This is a genomic window from uncultured Dokdonia sp. (assembly GCF_937910895.1).
Taxonomy (GTDB): domain Bacteria; phylum Bacteroidota; class Bacteroidia; order Flavobacteriales; family Flavobacteriaceae; genus Dokdonia.
In genome coordinates, this window is record NZ_CALEMI010000160.1 from 41,045 (window position 1) to 62,207 (window position 21,163).

The 21,163-nt window shown below is 36.8% G+C and carries 21 protein-coding genes; 14 read left to right on the plus strand and 7 right to left on the minus strand.

All coding sequences use genetic code 11. The features are described from left to right. Positions 1–76 precede the first annotated feature (76 nt). Positions 77–820, plus strand: coding sequence for a glycerophosphodiester phosphodiesterase family protein (locus tag Q0505_RS19490; RefSeq protein WP_299216713.1), 744 nt, complete (start codon positions 77–79; stop codon positions 818–820). 9 nt (positions 821–829) lie between these two features. Here the strand turns inward: Q0505_RS19490 and Q0505_RS19495 are convergent, their stop codons facing one another. From Q0505_RS19495 to Q0505_RS19520, 6 genes are all read right to left on the minus strand, one after another. Then, positions 830–1,942, minus strand: coding sequence for a DNA helicase PriA (locus Q0505_RS19495; RefSeq protein WP_299216716.1), 1,113 nt, complete (start codon positions 1,940–1,942; stop codon positions 830–832). A gap of 72 nt (positions 1,943–2,014) precedes the next feature. Then, positions 2,015–3,148 carry an SPFH domain-containing protein gene (locus Q0505_RS19500; RefSeq protein ID WP_299216719.1) on the minus strand — a complete coding sequence of 378 codons (1,134 nt, stop codon included), beginning with the start codon at positions 3,146–3,148 and terminating at the stop codon, positions 2,015–2,017. 360 nt (positions 3,149–3,508) lie between these two features. Beyond that, positions 3,509–4,270 carry a metallophosphoesterase family protein gene (locus Q0505_RS19505; protein WP_299216722.1) on the minus strand — a complete coding sequence of 254 codons (762 nt, stop codon included), beginning with the start codon at positions 4,268–4,270 and terminating at the stop codon, positions 3,509–3,511. Between the two features lies 1 nt (position 4,271). Beyond that, the gene (locus Q0505_RS19510) at positions 4,272–5,408 is read right to left on the minus strand and encodes an ATP-binding protein (RefSeq protein WP_299216725.1); all 1,137 of its coding nucleotides are present in this window, start codon (positions 5,406–5,408) and stop codon (positions 4,272–4,274) included. Positions 5,409–5,587: 179 nt separating this feature from the next. Then, a complete protein-coding gene (locus tag Q0505_RS19515) occupies positions 5,588–6,412 on the minus strand; it encodes an SDR family NAD(P)-dependent oxidoreductase (protein WP_299216728.1) in 825 nt (274 codons plus the stop codon). Positions 6,413–6,485: 73 nt separating this feature from the next. Further along, positions 6,486–7,358 carry an aldo/keto reductase gene (locus tag Q0505_RS19520; RefSeq protein ID WP_299216731.1) on the minus strand — a complete coding sequence of 291 codons (873 nt, stop codon included), beginning with the start codon at positions 7,356–7,358 and terminating at the stop codon, positions 6,486–6,488. Between the two features lie 161 nt (positions 7,359–7,519). Between Q0505_RS19520 and Q0505_RS19525 the strand changes: the two genes are divergently transcribed. From Q0505_RS19525 to Q0505_RS19575, 11 genes are all read left to right on the plus strand, one after another. After that, a complete protein-coding gene (locus Q0505_RS19525; protein WP_299216734.1) occupies positions 7,520–8,524 on the plus strand; it encodes a MoxR family ATPase in 1,005 nt (334 codons plus the stop codon). Positions 8,525–8,666: 142 nt separating this feature from the next. After that, positions 8,667–9,533: a DUF58 domain-containing protein gene (locus Q0505_RS19530; protein ID WP_299216737.1), complete on the plus strand. Its 867-nt coding sequence runs from the start codon at positions 8,667–8,669 to the stop codon at positions 9,531–9,533. Positions 9,534–9,542: 9 nt separating this feature from the next. Then, on the plus strand, positions 9,543–11,201 hold the full coding sequence (locus Q0505_RS19535; protein ID WP_299216740.1) for a hypothetical protein: 1,659 nt from the start codon (positions 9,543–9,545) through the stop codon (positions 11,199–11,201). Beyond that, a complete protein-coding gene (locus tag Q0505_RS19540) occupies positions 11,201–12,205 on the plus strand; it encodes a VWA domain-containing protein (protein ID WP_299216743.1) in 1,005 nt (334 codons plus the stop codon). The genes Q0505_RS19535 and Q0505_RS19540 overlap by 1 nt, the downstream gene beginning before the upstream one ends. Positions 12,206–12,278: 73 nt before the next feature. After that, a complete protein-coding gene (locus Q0505_RS19545) occupies positions 12,279–13,313 on the plus strand; it encodes a VWA domain-containing protein (RefSeq protein WP_299216746.1) in 1,035 nt (344 codons plus the stop codon). A 9-nt stretch (positions 13,314–13,322) separates the two neighbouring features. Beyond that, a complete protein-coding gene (locus Q0505_RS19550) occupies positions 13,323–14,192 on the plus strand; it encodes a tetratricopeptide repeat protein (RefSeq protein ID WP_299216749.1) in 870 nt (289 codons plus the stop codon). 15 nt (positions 14,193–14,207) lie between these two features. After that, on the plus strand, positions 14,208–15,980 hold the full coding sequence (locus tag Q0505_RS19555) for a BatD family protein (RefSeq protein WP_299216752.1): 1,773 nt from the start codon (positions 14,208–14,210) through the stop codon (positions 15,978–15,980). A 1-nt stretch (position 15,981) separates the two neighbouring features. Next, positions 15,982–16,755, plus strand: coding sequence for a tetratricopeptide repeat protein (locus Q0505_RS19560; protein ID WP_299216755.1), 774 nt, complete (start codon positions 15,982–15,984; stop codon positions 16,753–16,755). Between the two features lie 45 nt (positions 16,756–16,800). Continuing rightward, positions 16,801–17,100, plus strand: coding sequence for a hypothetical protein (locus tag Q0505_RS19565; RefSeq protein ID WP_299216758.1), 300 nt, complete (start codon positions 16,801–16,803; stop codon positions 17,098–17,100). 123 nt (positions 17,101–17,223) lie between these two features. Beyond that, positions 17,224–18,804, plus strand: coding sequence for a SulP family inorganic anion transporter (locus tag Q0505_RS19570; protein ID WP_299216761.1), 1,581 nt, complete (start codon positions 17,224–17,226; stop codon positions 18,802–18,804). An 11-nt stretch (positions 18,805–18,815) separates the two neighbouring features. After that, on the plus strand, positions 18,816–19,445 hold the full coding sequence (locus tag Q0505_RS19575) for a carbonic anhydrase family protein (protein WP_299216764.1): 630 nt from the start codon (positions 18,816–18,818) through the stop codon (positions 19,443–19,445). Positions 19,446–19,591: 146 nt separating this feature from the next. On the opposite strand, the gene Q0505_RS19580 is transcribed toward Q0505_RS19575, so the two are convergent. Next, entirely contained in the window at positions 19,592–20,125 is a 534-nt protein-coding gene (locus Q0505_RS19580; protein WP_299216766.1) for a CvpA family protein, read from the minus strand. A gap of 50 nt (positions 20,126–20,175) precedes the next feature. Here Q0505_RS19580 and Q0505_RS19585 point away from each other — a divergent pair, with 50 nt between their 5' ends. Further along, a complete protein-coding gene (locus Q0505_RS19585) occupies positions 20,176–20,532 on the plus strand; it encodes a hypothetical protein (protein WP_299216769.1) in 357 nt (118 codons plus the stop codon). Positions 20,533–20,539: 7 nt separating this feature from the next. Then, on the plus strand, positions 20,540–21,094 hold the full coding sequence (locus Q0505_RS19590) for a tyrosine-protein phosphatase (RefSeq protein WP_299216772.1): 555 nt from the start codon (positions 20,540–20,542) through the stop codon (positions 21,092–21,094). Positions 21,095–21,163: the final 69 nt, after the last annotated feature.

A 21,163-nucleotide genomic window follows, 5' to 3' on the forward strand; every position in this document is an offset into this window, starting at 1 on the left:
TAAAAGATTAAAAACTTCGGTAAGCTCAGTTTGACAAGCTAAAAGTAATTTTTAGATAGCCTTATATATTTATTATATGAGCATCATTCCAACATGGCTTATCTCCACCCCCATCGCCCATCGTGGTTTGCATGATGGAAATCATAAAATTCCTGAAAATTCTTTATCCGCTTTCGCGAAAGCAATAAAAGAAAAATACCCAATAGAACTTGATGTACAAATAATAAAGGACGGCACCGTTATTGTCTTTCACGACGCAGATTTAAAACGTGCTTGTAGTAATCCGAAAAAGACAAAACATTTACGACAAGAAGAACTAACCACCCATACCCTTTTTAAAACAACGCAAACCATTCCTACGCTTCAGGAAGTGCTGGACTTTGTAAATGGGCAAGTCCCCTTACTCATCGAGCTTAAAACGCATCGCTTTTCTAAAAAGCTAGAAAAAAACACGCTTTTATTGCTTAAAAAATATGAAGGAGAGGTTGCTTTACAATCTTTTAATCGATCTTCTGTAAAATGGCTGAGTAAACAAAACCATAATTATCCCGTAGGACAGCTCGCAGAACCTTCTCTTGCGATCCAACCGCTAAATTACATCTACAACTACCTACAACTCAATAAAAACATGCGACCCGATTTTGTCGCTTATGACATAGATGACCTAACGAATAAAAGAGTCTCTTATTTTAAAGAAAAAGGAGTGCCTATACTCCTTTGGACTGTGAGAAATCAAGCCCAAATAGATAGGTATGCGACATTATTTGACAATATTATTTTTGAAGGATTTACGCCTTCTTTAGATCATAAAAAATACTAATTCACAGTACTATCCCTCCGCTTGTTGTCCAAAATAAATGGCAATTCCTACAACTATTAACACGAGAAGTACTGCAAAAAAGATTTTCCAAAAAGAATAAGGTCTACTTCCTGAAACAGCTCCTGTCTCTCCATTTACAAAGAAATTATACTCTTTACCATTATATCTGTATGAGCTTACATAGACAGGAAGTAATATGTGCTTAAAGGTTTCTTCAGAGAGTTTCATATCTATACTATTCACGCGCTGTGTATCTCCACCTATATCTTGTCTACACCAACGGTCTGCAATACGACGTGCTTCTTCCTTAGACTCAAGATGTCCTTCTTGCAACGGAATGGTATATTTTTCAGTAATAAAACCTCTTAGAAAACTACTATTAAAAGGTTGTAATTTTTTTAAATCCCAACGTGCAATATCCTTTGGGATTCGTCCTGCTTTTTGCTGTGAAGCCTTTATAAGCGTATCATCTACAAAACCTGAAACCTTTCCCGAAGCAGGATACCATCGTGTTTTGCGCACACGGCGTGTGCGATAATTCCCTTTACTATCCTTATAGGATTGCGTTTCATAATAATAGATACCTCGTTGCCCTGTATAATTTGCTCTTAGTTGTGCGTCAAACGTCCAAAAAGGTAAATACAGTCCTTTTGTAAATTGCGGATCTAAGGAAGCTTTTTTAAGATTATTGGGTGCCCACCAAAGACCGCTTACCCATCTTTTAAACGTTTGAAAAGATTGTTTTTGATCTATTTGAAAAGGTAATACAGCACCCGGTAAAATCCAGTCTTCTATATACATATCTTCTACAATCAAAGGCATACTACAATACACACAATGTAGCGATTTGTAATTTTCTTCTATATGCTGATTGGCCCCACAGTTTTTACAATGCAACATAGAGATTTTTTCACTATGCGACTGTGCGCCCATCTCTTTAAGATATGGAGAAAGCTCTAGCTCTTCAAAACCATTTGGATCAACCATTATCTCTTCTTGATGACCACAATATGCACACGTAATAGAGGAGGTGCCAGGCTTATAGGTAAGCTCTGCTCCACAGTTAACACATGATTTTTTAAGCTCTGCCTGTTGTTGTACAGCGGGTTCTGATGTTGCCATATAGTCGTGTAATTACACTTTTAAAAAGTGCAACCTAAGATAAATTTACTAATGTCTATTTCTTCTGCCTATTTATGAATTCGGTAAAGGGGGTGGTGTATTTCCTCCCAAGAATGATTTAAGTTCTTCAACCTCGTTAAGTGCTGTCCAACTTCCCATTCCTTGTTTCCAAATCAGGCTATCCCGATTAATGGTTCTACTAGCAAAAAGTGCTTTCAACTGATCAAAAGATACAGGACCATGCTGTACGCCGTTTGCTGCATAAAAATACTGCACTTGAACGGGTAATGATGGTGGTGACATAGGTGCCTGTTGCTGCATCTGCTGTCCTCCACCCATTTGTGGAGACATCATACCGCCCATTTGCTGTGCGAGTACAAAGCCCATTCCCATTCCCATTCCAGCCCCTGCAGTACCTCCTTCATTGGCAGCAGCAGCTTCTATAGCTTTGGCAGTTTTGAATTTGGTTAACTTATCAAGGTCTAGTTTATCAATACGACTATATTCAAAAATCTCCTTCTTAAGCTCTTCTGGCATAGAGACATTTTCAATATAAAATCGCTCAAGAGAAATTCCGACAGACATAAACTCTGGTTGCATCACTTCTTGACAGGTTTCAGAAAGCTCTGAGGTGTTGGCTGCATACAATTCTATTGGGAGATTTGCTTCTCCTACCGTATCTGTAAAGCGAGTCGCAATAAGACTTTTTAAATGCTCATTAATTTCAAAATTGGTAAAATTACTATCCGTACCAACAATATCTACAATAAACTTTCCTGGGTCAGATACCTTAAACGCATACGTTCCAAACGCACGGATCTCCACAAGACCAAAACGCTCATCACTCAAAGTAATAGGGTTTTTTGTTCCCCATTTTTCATCAGTAAAAAGATGTGTGTTTACAAAATAGACTTCTGCTTTGAAAGGCGAGTTAAAACCATACTTCCATCCTTTAAGCGTGGTTAGAATAGGTAGGTTTTGTGTGGTAAGATCGTATGTTCCTGGTGTAAATACATCGGCAAGTTGTCCTTCATTTATAAAAACAGCCGCTTGTCCTTCACGTACAATAAGCTTTGCTCCGTTTTTTATTTCGTTTTGATACCGTTCAAAACGGTGTGCAATCGTGTCATCTGTATAATCAAGCCACTCAACGATATCAATAAATTCATTCGTAAGTTTCTCTTTTATTTTATCAAAAAGTCCCATAGTTGATTGATTTTAAATTTTATGTCCTAAATCTACAAAATCTATAACAAAAAAACGTCCTCTACTCCCCCAAGTATCGGACGTTTTTAATATTCAAAAGGACTATCTGTGGTGCACATAGTCACCTAAGCGCTTATATCAAAATTCACAAAAAGTTATTTCCCCCTTTTTTAACTGTATTGATATTGAATTACATTCAATATCAAAATCATTATTTACAAACAATATAAGTTAAGTATGTATAACTCGTGAACAAGATTTTATAAGGCTTATTGTTTTGAATGGTTAATATGTTGCAAATATCAGGTAGTTGTCTAAGTATGACAAGGGGTAAATACCCCTTTTTTTTTCGATTTTTAATTATATAAGTGCGTTTACCCCTATAAATGATCGATCATTACGCCCTTTTTCTTTAGGATATAACTCCCATACAGGGTCACTTTGCCAGAATTCTTTTGTGTCTACGTCCAACACAGAAATACTTCCCATAAAGGCAGCGCCTGTATCTATATTCCAAACATTTGCTTTTTGTAAAGGAACTGCAGACCCTACTCTTGTGACAGGAGTATGCCCTATATATATTTCTTTAAAAAGCTGTAACCGTTTTGGATATAACGTATCATCAGGCGTGAGATCTTCTCTCATCGCACATACCATCTCCCACAGCGTACGATCCCAATAAAAAGCAGTACTATGCCATTCATGACTCGGTCCATTAAGATTTTGAAATCCCGCATGACAAAACATACGGTTTTGGTCATCTATATAATAATCTTCAAGGCTTTCATAAAAAGGCAGATGGGCTTCCCGCTCTTTATCCGACAATATTGCATACGCATCTTTTGTACTTTGACCTCCATGTTCTATCCACTTAGAGCTCATGTCCTTCCCTTTTAACCATTGATAGACAAGATCATCATGATTCCCACGAATTAAGGTGATTTCTTGTTGCAATGAGAGCGATGTCAGAAAATCAATTACTCCCACACTATCACTCCACCCATCTACATAATCGCCTAAAAAAACCAAACGATCCTCTTTGGTAACCGCTGCTCGTTCTAATACTTGTTTAAGCGCTATTAATCCTCCGTGAATATCTCCTACAACTAATGTTCTACTCATATTAATTATATCTTACTTTACGCAAAATGCGCATGGTTTCTTTATATCGGTTATAAATATCTCCTTGATATTTTTTAAGAAATGGCTTTACTTCTTCCAACTTATGAATGGCACCTTCAAAACCATTTAGGTAACAGATTAAATACGTATTAGGCAATTCGTACAAATCGTTATACTCGCCTTGATTGAGTTCCATTTTACGTTTCAGCTTATAGAAAATAACGTTGTTATTATTATAAATATGATACAAGGTGCGTTTATCAACCTTCGGCGGATCAAAAATCAATTGCGTATCAATGGTGTAGGTTCCGCTTTCGCGAAAGCGTATAACCACCTCCTCCAACGGGTAATATTTAAACTGTTCCTGAACGCCAAGATGTACGTACTCTAGTATAGAAAACGAATCTTCGTCATAAGAGATGGTCACCTCATCTAACGCTGAATAAAACAACCGAACTTGCTCATTAATGAGTTCAATATCTACTCTTGAGTAATACGTCTCGCCTTTGACTACTTTTTTGTTTCCTGCCCAACACAACACAAACTGTTCTTTAAACACTTTATACTGGCTTTCCATATCGCTATGACGATGATTTATAAAATCCATCACACCATCCAGTGTCAGCTCAATGTTATTTTTTGCATGGTTTTCTATGGCGGCAACAATCACACTGTTTACGTCTTCTACATCCGATTTAAAAACCTTTGGCATCGACATACTACCGTCTCTAAAAAAAACAGTGCCTCCCCAATATTTCCAGATATTCTTTTTTAATGCCGTAAGTTTATTTTGTGACCGAATCGTCACAAGACCCACTACTTTATCTTCTGGCAAGTTTGGAAAAGGAATATTCTCATACGAGATAATCGGCGGATTTTCTAAATAAGCATTGATCAGATTTTGTAATTTACTATCATCAAAAAAAGGAACTCCAGAAATCGCATTATCTCCATCTTCTACCCCAATCACTATAAAAGAATTGTTTTTAGGGTTGGAATTGGACAACGCACAAATATGTTTTAAGAACTTCGCTTTCCCTTCTTTATGACTAATATCAATCTTACGCTTCTTGTCATAAAAACTGTTCTCATCATTATGAGCCAGTAAATTTTTGATAAGAAGTCGTTTATTAATCATGGCAACTTCCCGCGTAGGCGGGAATCTTTTTCTTTTTTATCCCTCTCTGCCCTTTGGGCATGTCTCCCAAAGGGCAGAGAAACTTACTTTTTAAGTTTTTAGTTTCTATCAAATTCTTAAAATAGAGTATTACTCTATTTTAGAACACTACTCTATTTTTATTCCAAACAATCCGAGAACTATTTTGTTCCCCCTTCGGGGGTTAGGGAGCTTTTATTAATAATCGTACTACTCGCTTGCGCTGTAGACATCACCACAAGATCTGCGATATTTACATGATAAGGCCTTGATACGACAAAATAAATAATATCCGCAATATCCTCTGGTTGTAACACATCAAACCCTTGGTATACTTTATCAGCACGTTCTGTATCTCCCTTAAAACGAACTTCGCTAAACTCTGTAGCCACCATCCCAGGGTTGACAGCGCCGACTCTAATATTATGCTTATTGAGATCGATCCGCATTCCTTGGTTAATAGCATCTACGGCGTGTTTACTTGCGCAATACACATTCCCGTTAGGATACACTTCTTTGCCTGCAGTAGATCCTATATTAATAATATGACCCTCTTTTCGATCAATCATTTGCGGAATAATTGCTTTACTTACGTACAGCAATCCTTTTACATTGATATCAAGCATTGCATCCCAATCATCTGTATTCCCCGTTTGGATAGGATCAAGCCCATGTGCATTCCCAGCATTATTAATTAAGATATCTATCTGTTTGAAATCTGATGGCAAACTATTTATTTGTTGTGCTACTTTTTCTTTATCGCGTACATCAAAGTTGAGCGTGTGTACTTTTACCTGATGTTGTAGTGCTTGTTGTAATTTGTCAAGGCGTTCCTGCCTTCTTCCACAAAGAATCAAGTTGATCCCCTCTTTTGCAAACCGCTCTGCCGTTGCTTTCCCTATACCACTCGTGGCTCCTGTTATTAATGCGAACTCCCTAGCCCCTAAAGGGGTGACAGAGGGATGTTCTTTACTGTTATCTTTCATAATGTATGCCCGCAAAGGCGAATATCTTTTTATCTGTTATATAAATCAGTTCCCCCTTTGGGGGCTAGGGGGCCTACGGCACCTTATGCCCTTGACTTTCTATAAGTAGTGCAAACCAATCTTGTATTTCTAGCGTTATGTCTATAGCTTTTACAGCATTTGTAATCCGATCTTTGCTGGTCGTTCCGATTACGGGGTTCACACCAGACGGATGTTGCATAATCCAAGCCAACAGCAATTGGTCTTCTGTTGCATTGTATTTTTCTGTCAAAGTCTCCAATAACTTTTTGACACGTTGCGTTTGAGGTGTATCGTCTCTAAAAATACTTCCCAGCGGACTCCAACTCATAGGCGTAATTCCATTGATTTGCATGTGGTCTAAACTTCCATTATGCATCGCGCTGTGTTGTGTAAGACTAAACTCTATTTGATTTACGGTTACGATCGATGTTCTCGTGATTAAATCAGTTTGAGAAGGCGTAAAATTAGAGACGCCAAAATCCAAAATCTTACCCGCTGCTTTTAATTGTTCGATGGCTTTTTGCACCTCTTCGGCTTGCATTAAAGGACTCGGCCTATGCAATAACAAGAGATCTAAATACTCCGTTTGTAACAGCTTCAATGACCTTTCTACGCTCCAAATAATATAGTTGGAAGTGTACTCATAATGCTTCACTCGATTTTCAGGTCGTGCTTTTCCTGTGTATTGTATGCCACATTTGGAGATCAGCTGGATCGTGGATCGGTCTATGTTCGCTTTCGCGAAAGCGGTTCCAAAATCAGCTTCTGTACTGTAATCACCGTAAATATCTGCGTGATCAAACGTCGTTACACCCTGCGATATACAGTGATGCATGAGGTCAATCATTTGTGTGGCATCAAGTTGCTTTCCCCAAGCACCCCATGTCATGCAGCCTTGAATTATTTTTGAAAATTTTGTCTTCATTTTTTATTTTGAGTTCTCATAAAAATACGAGTTCCTAAGATAGAAAAATACGTGGGAAGCCCTTTATTTAATAGATTTTTTAACCAATTGTTAACAAGAAGTTTGCGAATAAAACCGCACTTTGCAGTGTTTTAAAATACCACTAAAATTAATTTCAAAGTATGGAAGAAAATATGACAACGATAGATATAAGCGCTATCAATGAAAAGATAGAAAAAGAGAGCGCTTTTATAGATATCTTGACTATGGAGATGAACAAAGTGATTGTAGGTCAAAAGCATATGATAGAACGATTACTTATCGGTCTTTTAGGTCGCGGTCACATCTTACTAGAAGGAGTGCCTGGTCTTGCAAAAACACTTGCTATTAATACCCTCGCCCAAGCAGTACACGGTTCTTTCAGCCGGATACAGTTTACACCCGATTTACTTCCTGCCGATGTGGTAGGTACGATGATTTATAATATGAAGGTCAATGACTTTAGTATTAAGAAAGGTCCCATTTTTGCCAATTTTGTACTCGCCGATGAGATTAACCGTGCGCCTGCCAAAGTACAGTCTGCACTTTTGGAAGCGATGCAAGAAAAGCAAGTAACAATAGGTGATGAAACTTTTGTACTAGACAAGCCATTCCTAGTAATGGCAACTCAAAACCCAGTAGAACAAGAAGGAACCTATCCATTACCAGAGGCACAAATTGACCGTTTTATGCTTAAAACAGTTATTGATTATCCTAAAATGGACGACGAGCAGATGATTATTCGTCAAAACTTAAAAGGCGGTTTTGAAAAAATAAATCCTGTCGTTTCGGTAGAGCAAATCCTTCGTGCTCAAGACGCTGTAAAGGATGTCTACATGGACGAAAAAATAGAAAAATACATTCTTGATATTGTTTTTGCAACACGATACCCAGAAAATTATAAACTAGCAGATTTAAAACCACTTATTAATTTTGGAGCTTCCCCTCGTGGAAGTATCAATCTTGCGATTGCTGCAAAATGCTACGCCTTTATAAAGCGTCGTGGTTATGTGATTCCAGAAGATGTGAGAGCCGTTGTACACGATGTCTTACGCCATCGTATTGGTATTACGTACGAAGCAGAGGCAGAAAACATTACCACAGTCGATATTATCAACAAGATTGTCAATCAAATCGAAGTGCCTTAAAGCCCCCTAGCCCTCAAAAGGGGGATTTTTACTAGGATGGTTTATAGTTAACCTTCAAATTTGAAATGAAACATCTAATTATTTTTAGAAAAAACGCATAAAACAAAAGAATCTAGTTCCCCCTTTGGGGGCTAAGGGGCTTATGGATACAAAGGAATTACTTAAAAAAGTACGTAAAATTGAGATCAAGACACGACGGCTGTCTGATCATATTTTTGGAGGTGAGTATCACTCAACGTTCAAAGGTCGTGGTATGACTTTTAGTGAGGTACGACAATATCAATTTGGAGACGATGTACGTAATATTGATTGGAATGTAACGGCTCGATATAACGAACCCTTTGTAAAAGTATTTGAAGAGGAACGCGAACTTACAATGATGTTGATTGCAGACGTGAGTGGCTCTGAATTTTTTGGTACAGACAAACAGTTTAAAAATGAAATTGTTACAGAGGTCGCTGCAACACTCGCTTTTAGTGCCATGCAGAATAATGATAAAATAGGATTGATCTTATTTACAGATGAGATCGAACTATATATTCCTCCGAAAAAAGGAAAATCACACGTGCTGCGGATTATACGTGAACTTTTAGAGTTTAAGCCAAAATCTAAAAAAACAGATCTCGCACAAGCGATTAAGTTTTTAAGTAGTGTCATGAAGAAAAAAGCAATCACCTTTATTCTTTCGGATTTTATTGCAGATGACTATGAGATGGCACTTAAAATTGCTGGTAACAAACATGATATTACAGGCATACGTATCTATGATCAGCGAGAAGAGGCGATTCCAAGTTTAGGAATGGTACAAATGGAGGATGAAGAAACAGGACAATTAGTGCTTGTGAACACTTCTTCTAAAAAAGTACGTAGAAACTATGAGATTTTCTACAAAGAGCGTGTCGCTTATTATGAAGAAAGCTTTAAAAAGAGCGGTTCTGGTGTAATAAGCATTCGTACAGACGAGAGTTACGTAAAAAAATTATTAGGTTATTTTAAAAGAAGAGGATAAAAAAAAGAGATGATGTACCCCTATAGTGACACAGTAAGAACAAAGCATATCAAACGCACGCTTCGTGTGTCTGTAGTATGCATTCTTTTCTCTTTTCTATCAGTACAGGCTCAGACAGCACCTACTGTAAAAGCAAAGATCGACACGACTAAAATTCGTCTTGGTGAACAAATTAATTATACAGTTACTGTTGAAGCAGACCAATTAGACGTCGTTATTTTTCCAGAAGGCCAGACCTTCTCTCCTTTAGAAATGATTGAGAGTTATAAGGTAGACACTTCTTTCGCGCAAGCGAGAATGACATTGATTAAAAAGTACGGGCTTACGCAATTTGATAGTGGTTCCTATAACATCCCAAGACAACGAATCCTTATAGGAGATCGCACGCTACAAACTGATTCTTTTCAGGTTGACGTCAATAATGTGGTGTTAGACACCGTAAACCAAGGGCTATATGACATCAAACCGGTGATAGAATTGCCTACAGATTATAGCAAGTTTTGGAAATATCTTTTATGGATAGTACCCGTCATTCTAGCGATTGCTCTCTTTTTATTTTGGTTACTACGCAGACATAAAAAACGTGTGGAAGCAGAAAAATATATACCTCCATTTGAGCAAGCACTCGCCTCTTTACGTCAACTTGATGAAAGTGGTTTTATCGCTTCCGCGAAATACAAAGAATACTACTCTACTCTTACCGATACGGTACGTCGTTATTATGATGAAAAAGTATATGACCGAGCGTTAGAGAGTACCACAGACGAACTCATAGAACGATTAGAATTAGAAAAGAACAGTGGGCATATTGATTTTAATTCAGAGACCATAAAGCAACTTAAAGAGATCTTTAAACGTGCTGATTTGGTGAAATTTGCACGTATTAATCCACCATCTGGAAAAGCCGAGGCAGATAGACTTGCCATAGAGCAAATCGTAAAAGAAACAAAAGAAGTACTTCCTGAACCTACGGTAGAAGAACTTATGAAAGATCAGAGCTATCGAGAAGCTTTGGAACGTAAACGCACTCGTAAATTATGGGGTACTGGAATTGCGGGTGTAGCAGGAATTTTACTCGTTGCCTTAATTGCAGGAATTGTTATTAAAGGCTATGATGAGGTTAAAGATTTTGTGTTAGGTAATCAATCACGTGAACTCGCAGAAGGCAATTGGATCACCAGTGAATATGGTTTTCCAAGTATAGTCATTAGCACACCTAAAGCACTAGAGCGAAAAGAGGTTAATCTCCCTCAAGAAGCTCAAGGAAAAATTGAAGCATCATCTTTTGTTTGGTTAAGCAAACCCCCTGCATTTACTGTTGCCCTTTTTCAAACACAATATCCTGAAGGCACAAAAGCAACAGTTGAACCAGTCATAAATGTTAGATTAAAATACTTTGAAGAAATTGGATATAATTTCAGCCTTGTTAAAAATGAAAAATTTCAAACGCCGAATAACGCTGAAGGCGTCAAGGCTTATGGCTCTGGGACAACAAATTTCTCAGGCAACTCAAAGTTAATGGATATGGAATATACCTTATTAGTGTTTGTCGCTGAATCGTATGTTCAAGAACTATTTATAAGTTGGCCTTCAAATGACTCTTATAGTAAACAAATTGCAGAACGTATTATCAATAGTGTCGAACTTCAAAAAGCCCCAGCAAAATAATGTTAGAGAATTTTGAATTTTCAAATCCGCAATTTTTCTGGTTGTTTCTGGCACTTCCAGTAGCTATTGCTTGGTATATCTGGAAGCGTAAAAAACAAACGCCATCTGTAAAACTGTCTAGTATCAAAGGGTTTAAAGCAGGGAGTAGTTTTTTACCTAAACTACGCCCACTATTGTTTTTATTACGCCTTGTCGCTTTGGCGGCGCTTATTACGGCAATGGCACGTCCTCGTACGGTAGATGTGTCAACGCGAACAAAAAGCACCAAAGGAATTGATATTATTATCGCTATAGATGTCTCTGCAAGTATGCTCGCCAAAGACTTACGCCCCAATCGTTTGGAAGCATTAAAAATAGTCGCTGCCGATTTTATAAAAGGAAGACCTAACGATCGTATTGGTCTCGTAGAATATGCAGGAGAAAGCTATACCAAAACACCAATCACAAGTGATAAAAGCATTGTGCTAAGTTCGCTTAATAGCATTCGTTATAATAATATTATAGAAGGTGGAACTGCGATTGGGATGGGGCTTTCTACTTCGGTAAATAGATTGAAGGACAGCAAAGCAGTCAGTAAAGTTATTATTCTAATGACCGACGGAGTTAATAATGCAGGGTTTATAGATCCTAAAATAGCGAGTGAACTCGCTTTAGAATTTGGAATAAAAACATATACTATCGGTGTAGGAACCAATGGTATGGCACTTTCACCTGTAGCAATAATTAATAACGGATCGTTTAAATATGATAACGTTCAGGTTGAGATTGATGAAGACTTATTAAAAGAAATTGCAGAAGTGACAGGAGGAAAATACTTCCGAGCGACAAATAATGAAAAGTTAAAAGACATTTATGACGAGATAGATAAACTAGAAAAAACAGAAGTAGAGGAATTCAAGTATACCAATTATGAAGAAAAATACCGTCCGCTTATCCTATTGGCAGGTATTTTGCTATTACTAGAATTGCTCCTTAAGTTTACGGTGTTTAGAAGTTTTGTTTAATTAAAAAAGATTTCCGCTTTCGGTATAGCCGAAGTTAATACTGAGCTTGCCGAAGTACGAAAGCGTATACAATATGTATCTATTAGAAGAAAAAATATGGTTTTGGTTATTGCTGGTAATCCCAGTGATCATCCTGCTGTTTTTAGGAGTACTTTTCTGGCAACGCTCGGCTCAAAAGTGTTTTGCAGACAGTGCTTTGCTTAAAAAATTAAGCCCAGAACGTTCTTTATTTAAACCAACGCTTAAAATTCTTGTGCTGAGCCTTGCTATTTTTTTCTTAGTCGTAGCGCTCGTAAATCCTAAAATGGGAACCAAATTAGAAACGGTCAAACGAGAAGGAGTCGATGTTGTTTTTGCAATAGATGTTTCAAAAAGTATGCTGGCAGAAGACATTGCACCTAATCGTATGGAGAAAGCAAAGCAACTCGTGACTCAGATTATAAACAATTTGGGAAGTGATCGTATCGGGATCATTGCGTATGCAGGAAGTGCCTATCCTCAACTCCCAATTACCACCGACTACAGCAGTGCAAAACTGTTTTTGAGTCAGATGAATACGGATATGCTTTCCAGTCAAGGTACTGCGATTAGTGAGGCGATTGAGCTTGCTAAGACCTACTATAATGACGAAGAGCAAACCAATAGAGTGCTCTTTATCATTTCTGATGGAGAAGATCACGTAGGAGAATCTTCCAATATTGCAGAACAAGCAAATCAAGAAGGGATTCGTATTTTTACCATTGGCGTAGGCGAAACGACGGGAGGCCCTATTCCTCTTAAACGCAATGGTATTGTACAGTCTTACAAGAAAGATCAAAATGGAGAAACTGTCATCACAAAACTAGATGAGCAAACCTTAAAAGATATCGCCTCAGAAGCCAATGGCGAATATATTTTTGGAAAAAATACCGAAGAAGTTACCGATAGAGTAAAGGAAATCCTAAATGGGATGAATAAAAAAGAGTTTGAAGCCAAGCAATTTGCCGACTTCAAAGATCAGTTTCAATGGTTTTTAGGTGCAGGGCTTTTGTTACTGTTCCTAGATATCTTTTTATTAGATCGCAAAACAAGTTGGCTTAAAAAATTAAACTTATTTAATGAAAATTAAAAGAACGTTATGAAACACATTCTTTACATATACCTGTTATTATTTTCTGTGACCGTCATGGCTCAGAACAAGAAGCAGGTGCCTATCAATCCGTATGCAAATACGGCTAGAGAACTAGTTTTGGATGGTAACGAACATCTTTCTGAGAACGCTTTCGCGAAAGCGGAAGTAGCCTACAGAGAAGCTATCTCGTTAGACCCATCAAGCGTTCCTGCAAAATACAATGCAGGAAACAATTACTACGTGAATAAAAAATATGAGGAAAGTACCGCTTCTCTCGTAAAAGCATCGGAAGTAGCACAAACCAAAAAGGAAAAACATAAAGCCTTTCATAATTTAGGAAATGCACTCTACCAACAAGAAAATTGGAAAGGTGCTGTCGAAGCCTATAAAAATGCTTTACGTAACGATCCCAACGACGAAGAAACACGTTATAACCTGATGCTAGCCAAAAAGAAGAAAGACGAAAATGGTGGCGGCGGAGGCGGCGGTGACGATGAAAATGAGAATCAAGATAAAGATCAGAATCAAGAGAAGGATAAAAACGAAAAAGATAAAGACGGAGAAGGAGAAGAAAAAGAAAGTGACGATGGCGAAAAAAAAGAGACTGATGATAAAGGAGAAGAAAAAGAAGACAAAGGAGAGCAAAAAGAAGATGAAAATGGAAAGCCTGAGGATAAACAGAAGGAAGAGTCTAGTGACAAAGGAGAAGAAAAGAAAGAGCAACCTAAACAGCAGGCTCCTCAACCTGGACAATTATCACCTCAACAGGTGCGTAGTCTTCTAGAAGCCATGCGTAATGAAGAACAAAAAACGCAAGAAAAGATCAATGCCAAAAAGCAAAAAGGAGCAAAAATAAAAACCGAAAAAGATTGGTAAACCCTTAATATCACTATGAAACTAAAACTGTACATATTCTCTCTCATCTTGCTTTCTATAGCAACGGTATCTGCACAGGATGTGTCTTTTACTTCCAAAGTAAATAAGAAAAAACTAGGGATTAATGAACGATTACGGATTGATTTTGAAGTAAATCAAGATGGGGATAATTTTACAAGACCCGATTTTGAAGGATTCACTATTTATTCAGGACCTAATCAGGCGGTGAGCAGAAGTTGGGTGAATGGAAAAGGAACGTACTCTAAAACATTTAGTTACATCCTGATTCCTACAAAAAGAGGAGATTTTACTATAAAACAAGCAGAAATTACCATTAATGGAGAAGTATATAAATCGCCTCCTGTAGAAGTTACGGTAACCGCTGCTGTAGACAAGCCAAAAGACGGGAATGATGCCGTTTACACCGCTTCTGAAAACATTCATCTAGTCGCAGAGGTTTCAAAAAGTAATCCTTATCTCAATGAAGCCTTCACCGTTGTTTATAAATTGTATGTTTCTCCAGAAGCTAGCGTAAGTAATTGGAGAGAAATAGACTCTCCAAAATTTGCCGATTTTTGGAGTCAAAATATTGACGAAAAGCAGTTTAAGGTGTACGACACAGAATACGAAGGAGAACCTTATCGATACGTGATTTTAAGACGTACAGTATTATATCCTCAAAAAACAGGAAAACTTAATATTGAGCCTTTAAGTCTTAGTGTCTCCGTCGCAGTTCCTACAAATAGACGTGATATTTTTGGAAGATTCTTAACGCAAAATGCAAACATTACCGTTGCTGCAAAAAATAGAACGGTAGATGTTAAGCCACTCCCATTAAAAGGAAAACCTGATGACTTTACAGGCGCTGTTGGAGAATTTGATTTTACTGTAAAAACAGACAAAACATCACTAGATGCTTCTGAAGCTTTTCAACTAAGTGTAGAAGCCAGTGGAAATGGAAACTTAAAACTTTTTGAACTTCCAAAACCTAATCTACCAAGCAAACTGGAAGTATATGAACCAGAAAATGCAGATCAAGTTCGTACCAATTTAAGTGGAATGAGCGGTCTCAAAAGAAGTACTTATACCGTAGTACCGGCGTATAAAGGAAAATATCCGATCCCTTCATTATCTTTTAGTTACTTTAATCCAATCACAGAACGTTATGAGCGCAAAATCTCTGATGAAATTGTTATAGAAGTCAAGAACGGACCTGTGGACTCAAATTCAGAAAACACGGCGATTACAACAAACGAGACAAACAAACAACAAGTTGTTGTTGCCAACAAACAGTTTGCGTATATAAAATCTACTCCTAATCTTCAATCGATTACAAAAAAGCAGTTTTTTAAATCTAGCTTGTTTTGGGCATTATTAGGAGGTCCTTTCTTATTGATTCCTATTGCAATGATCGTTCGTAAAAAACGGCAAGCTTATACAAGTGATGTACAAGGCAGTCGTATCCGTAAAGCAGACAAACTTGCTCGTAAGTTTCTAAGTGAAGCAAAAAAGAGCTTAGGTAATCAAAAAGAATTTTATATCGCGATGGAGCGAGCACTTCATAACTATCTTAAAGCAAAACTCAATATCCAGACGAGTGATATGAGTAAAGATCGTATCACAAGGTTACTTAAAGAACGTGAAGTAGATGAGTCCACTACTATTGAATTTATAAGTCTTTTAGAAAGTTGTGAGTTTGCTAGGTATACCCCGTCAAGTAACGTGGCTATGCAACAGGACTATGACAAGGCAGTTCGTGTAATATCAACTATGGATAAACAATTATAAGATGACAAAAATTTCAAAACTTCTTCTTGTTGTTGTTACTTTTCTTTTAAGTTGCACAACGTACGCACAACAAACAGAGCTTCTTTTTGAAGCAGGTAACGAGCATTATGCACAAGGAAGATTTCAAGAAGCTGTAGATGCGTATAAGAGAATCCTAGATCAAAAAGTAGAATCTGCGGCACTGTATTTTAACCTTGCAAACGCTCATTATAAATTAAACAATGTAGCTCCTACGGTGTATTATTATGAAAAAGCATTACAACTTGCTCCTTCAGATCCAGATATTCGTAATAATGCTGCTTTTGCAGAAAATATGAAAATAGATGCTATAGAGCCACTTCCTAAGAATACACTTCAAGAATGGATCAATAGCGTTGTACGTTTATTTACGATAGATGGATGGGCAAAAATTGCTATTGTATGTATGATCCTTTTTGTGCTTAGTTTTCTAATCTATTATTTTTCATACAACACGACCAAAAAGCGTCTGTTCTTTATCTCATCTATCGCCGTATTGATTTTGGGGATTATAAGTGTGAGTTTTGCGTATACCGCTTTCGCGAAAGCGGGAAAAGACAACCCTGCTATTGTATTTACACCTGAAGTAGAAGTAAAGAGCGAACCCAACCTCTCCAGTACGCTTGCCTTTACCCTACATGAAGGGACAAAAGTCTTTGTTCTAGAAGAGGTAAATGAATGGAACCGAATCAAGCTTATAGACGGTAAAACTGGATGGATTCCTAAAAATGACATCAAGTTGTTAAACAATTTTTAAGTTGTTTTAGCTTAGATATATTTCAAAATTAGCTATTTTAGTAGTATGCGAAGTATTTTTACCATATCGTTGGCTTTTATGTTGTCCATATCTATATTGGGACCTTCTTTTGTGGTACTTATAGATAATCAGGTTGATATTGAAGTTGCATTGGATCTTGGTGAAGATGAAAACAAAAAAGAAACAAAGAAAGAACTTGATGAAAAAGATACTTTCTTTCAGGTATATGCTACTTCGGTGATCGTAAAGAAATGTCATCTAAGCTTACAAAACAACCATACATTACATCAATATAGAAATCATATCATTGATGTACAATCTCCTCCTCCCAAACATCTTGTTTAGATTAAACTGTACATCTTCATAGGTAGAGAAGTACCAAATTGTTTCCTATTTAGACCTAAGTACCCACTATTATTTTAAACTAAACAGCTATGCGCTTCTTGTCATAGCACTATATTATGTATTATGTTCAAATATTTAAAGAACGATCTTCCAGCTAGTGTCGTTGTGTTTTTTGTTGCACTCCCCCTGTGTCTTGGGATTGCACTTGCCAGTGGCGCCCCTCTTTTTTCAGGACTTATTGCGGGTATTATCGGAGGTATTGTAGTTGGTGCTTTAAGTGGCTCTCAAATAGGAGTGAGTGGTCCTGCAGCAGGACTTGCCGCCATTGTTCTCACAGCGATAGGTACTTTAGGAGGGTATGAAAACTTTCTGGTTGCCGTAGTTTTAGGGGGTGCTATTCAACTACTTTTTGGCTTTTTAAAAGCGGGTATAATTGGCTATTATTTTCCTTCTTCAGTAATTAAAGGAATGCTTACTGGAATTGGGATTATTATTATTTTAAAACAGATTCCTCATTTTTTCGGATATGATGTAGATCCCGAAGGAGATTTTGCCTTTTTCCAAGTGGATGGAGAAAATACCTTCTCAGAAATTTTAAATGCAATAAACTTTATAAGCCCAGGAGCTACGTTAATTGCTTTTATTGGCCTAGGGATATTACTTTTATGGAGTAACGTACTTTCTAAGAAAGGAAAAATTTTTAATATCATTCAAGGACCTTTGGTTGCGGTAGCAGCTGGTATTATTTACTATATCACTACACAAGGTTCTGACACATTCTCAATCTCTCAAGAGCACTTAGTAACTGTTCCTATACCTGATAGTATTGATGGCTTTCTAGGGCAATTTTCTTTCCCAAATTTTGGGGTTATCACAAGACCTGAAATATGGGTAACTGCTTTTACAATTGCACTTGTTGCTAGTTTAGAAACGCTTTTGTGTGTGGAAGCAACAGATAAGATAGATCCAGAAAAAAGAGTCACTCCAACCAATAGAGAATTACTCGCACAAGGTACTGGAAACATACTTTCAGGATTAATTGGAGGTTTGCCAGTAACGCAAGTAATTGTTCGAAGTTCTGCTAACATACAATCTGGAGGAAAAACAAAAATGTCTTCGATTATCCATGGGTTTTTATTATTAATCTCTGTCATCCTTATTCCTACGTTACTTAATAAAATTCCGCTTTCTGTTCTTGCTGCGATTCTATTCATTGTGGGTTACAAATTAGCAAAGCCTTCTACATTTAAAGCGATGTGGACAGCTGGTTGGAAACAATTTGTTCCTTTTATTGTCACTGTAGTAGGTATTGTATTTACCGATTTATTAATCGGAATAGGTTTAGGGCTTGCAGTAGGAATTGTTGTTGTACTCTATAAAAGTTATCAAAACTCGCATTTCTTACATAAGGAGGATGTGAGTAATGGAAAGCAAAAAATGAAAATGACCCTCGCAGAAGAAGTAACCTTCTTTAATAAGGGAGCAATATTAAAAGAATTAGATCGACTACCAGAAAATACTTATCTTGAGTTAGACGTAAGAAATACTCGATTCTTAGATAACGATATCATAGAAATACTAGATGATTTTGTTGAGAAAGCAAAAAATCGAAATATTGATATTAAACTTATTTCTCAAAAGGGTGTTATAGAAAACCCTGAGAGTTTTATAGAATTTTTTAACTTAAGATCTAAATCAGCATAAAATATATAATTATGAAAGCACATACTGCCGAATCACAATCAACAATGACCCCTCAAAAAGCACTAGATTTTCTAAAAGAAGGAAACTTACGCTTTCAGAATAACCTAAAGGCAAATCGAAATTTACTTGAACAAGTAAATGACACCTCAGAAGGTCAATTTCCATTTGCTACTATACTAAGCTGTATAGATTCTAGGGTTTCTGCAGAGTTGGTCTTTGACCAAGGACTAGGGGATATATTTAGTATTCGTATTGCTGGAAATTTTATAAACGAAGATATTTTAGGAAGCATGGAATTTGCCTGTAAAGTAGCAGGAACTAAACTTCTTGTTGTATTAGGTCACACTAGTTGTGGCGCTATAAAAGGGGCCTGTGATCACGTGCGTTTAGGGAATCTAACGGCATTGATTAATAAAATAGAGCCTGCTGTTGCTGCTGTTGTTCAGCGTAAAAACGAACCATCTCTTACTTCTGAAAATTTAGATTTTGTGAATGAAGTTGCCATAGAAAATGTACAAATTGCCATTGAAAATATAAAATCGCGAAGTGTTGTTCTTAAACAAATGGAGCAAAATGGTGAGATTCAAATTATTGGTGCTATGTATGACATTAATGATGGAAATGTAACGTTCATGGAGTAAGCAATTCTTACATAAATATAACCTTAAAAAAGAGGAAAGACATATCAGTTTTCCTCTTTTTTGATTTAAAAAGCAGCTTAAAATATTTAAAAGCAATAACTAAGGCTGTGTACGCTTTCGCGAAAGCGGTCTCTAGAAGAGAATAATTATTCTGCTTCCTCCTCTTTCTTGTCTGGGTTATAAATATTCTCTTCTTTGGCTTTTGCCAAGATGGAAGGCAAAATCATTGGTGCAAATGATTTTACTGGAGTAAAAAGAACGGATTCTTCCATAGCTTCTTCGCTTACGAAACCAATACGATCATTTGCTTCATTTACGAACATAATAACTACACTTAATAGAAAAGCATATTTAAGTACTGCAAAAGCAGCACCTGCTATTTTATTGACAATCCCGAGCATGGCAAAATCGGCTATTTTGGTAAGCAGTTTTCCTGCCATAGAAATCGCGAGGACAATAATAATAAACGTAATCGCAAAGGCGGTAAGATTGATAGCTTGTTCACTCCAAGATGTTTTCTCTGCAAGCCAATCTCCCACAAAATGAGAAAAATAAATAGCTCCAAAAATTCCTGCTATAAGCCCCACTAGCGACGCTAGTTCTACAAACAATCCCTTTTTGAAACCTTGAATAGCTCCTAAAATGAGAATAATCCCAAAAACAATATCGATCGTATTCATGCTATAAATATAGTAATTTAACCTATGTAAGGTTATCTTTGTTACGATTTATGGCAAGAGACACACAATTAAAAGAACGATGGGAAACCGTTGTAAACCGACTTTCAGGTCGTTTTGCAGACGGTGATAGACTAGACCTTGAAAGTATCATATATCTTATTGGTATTCAAGAGTTAGGACAACTAGATACTACCTTTAAAAAAGATGATAAAGTAAATTTAATGCATATTGCCATCTGTAGATTACTTGAACCCTTTGGGTATTATCAATTTGATTTTGAAGACCCTGACGGATGGCCGCATTATAAAGTTCTAGAACCGCTACCTCCTTTAAAAGCTGGAGAACAACAAATTTTAATGAAGGAAGCCATTGTACAGTATTTTATAGAAAAAGAACTTATTTCTTAATATACACATGGGGTTAGATTATGCAGACGGTTGTGTAAATTTTAGAGATGTAGGTGCTTTTATCAATCTGATTTCTGAAAAAAAATTACTTCCTGAGGGTCGTGTGTATAGAGGAGGAAGTATTGATTATGTAAAAGAACACAAGGAAATCGATCATGTACAATCAATCATTAACTTAAGGAACAGTGAAGATCCAGATGACTTTGATATTAGATATTTTCATTTTCCGATGTCCAATAAAATTGAAAAATATGATACGACCCAAAAAGAGGTTCGTACTTGGTTAAATAGAATTATAGGCACTTTTGAAAACTCTGCTTTACCCTATCCTGTATTGATTCATTGCCTTTCTGGAAAAGATAGAACAGGAATTGTTATAGTAGCTATACTACTTATTCTAGGAATTGACAAGAAGCTAATTATTGAAGAGTATTTACTTAGTGATGGAGACGTAGATAAAGACCTTATCGCGAAGTCTATTGAAGGTATGGGGATACTCGAAAACTACTTTAATAGTGTTGATCTTATAAAAGTGAAGGAAAATATTCTCAATAGAAATTAAAAGTGATATTATTTTTTTCCTCTCAATGGCATTTAAAATACCAACTAAAACCAACTAAAGAGCATCATT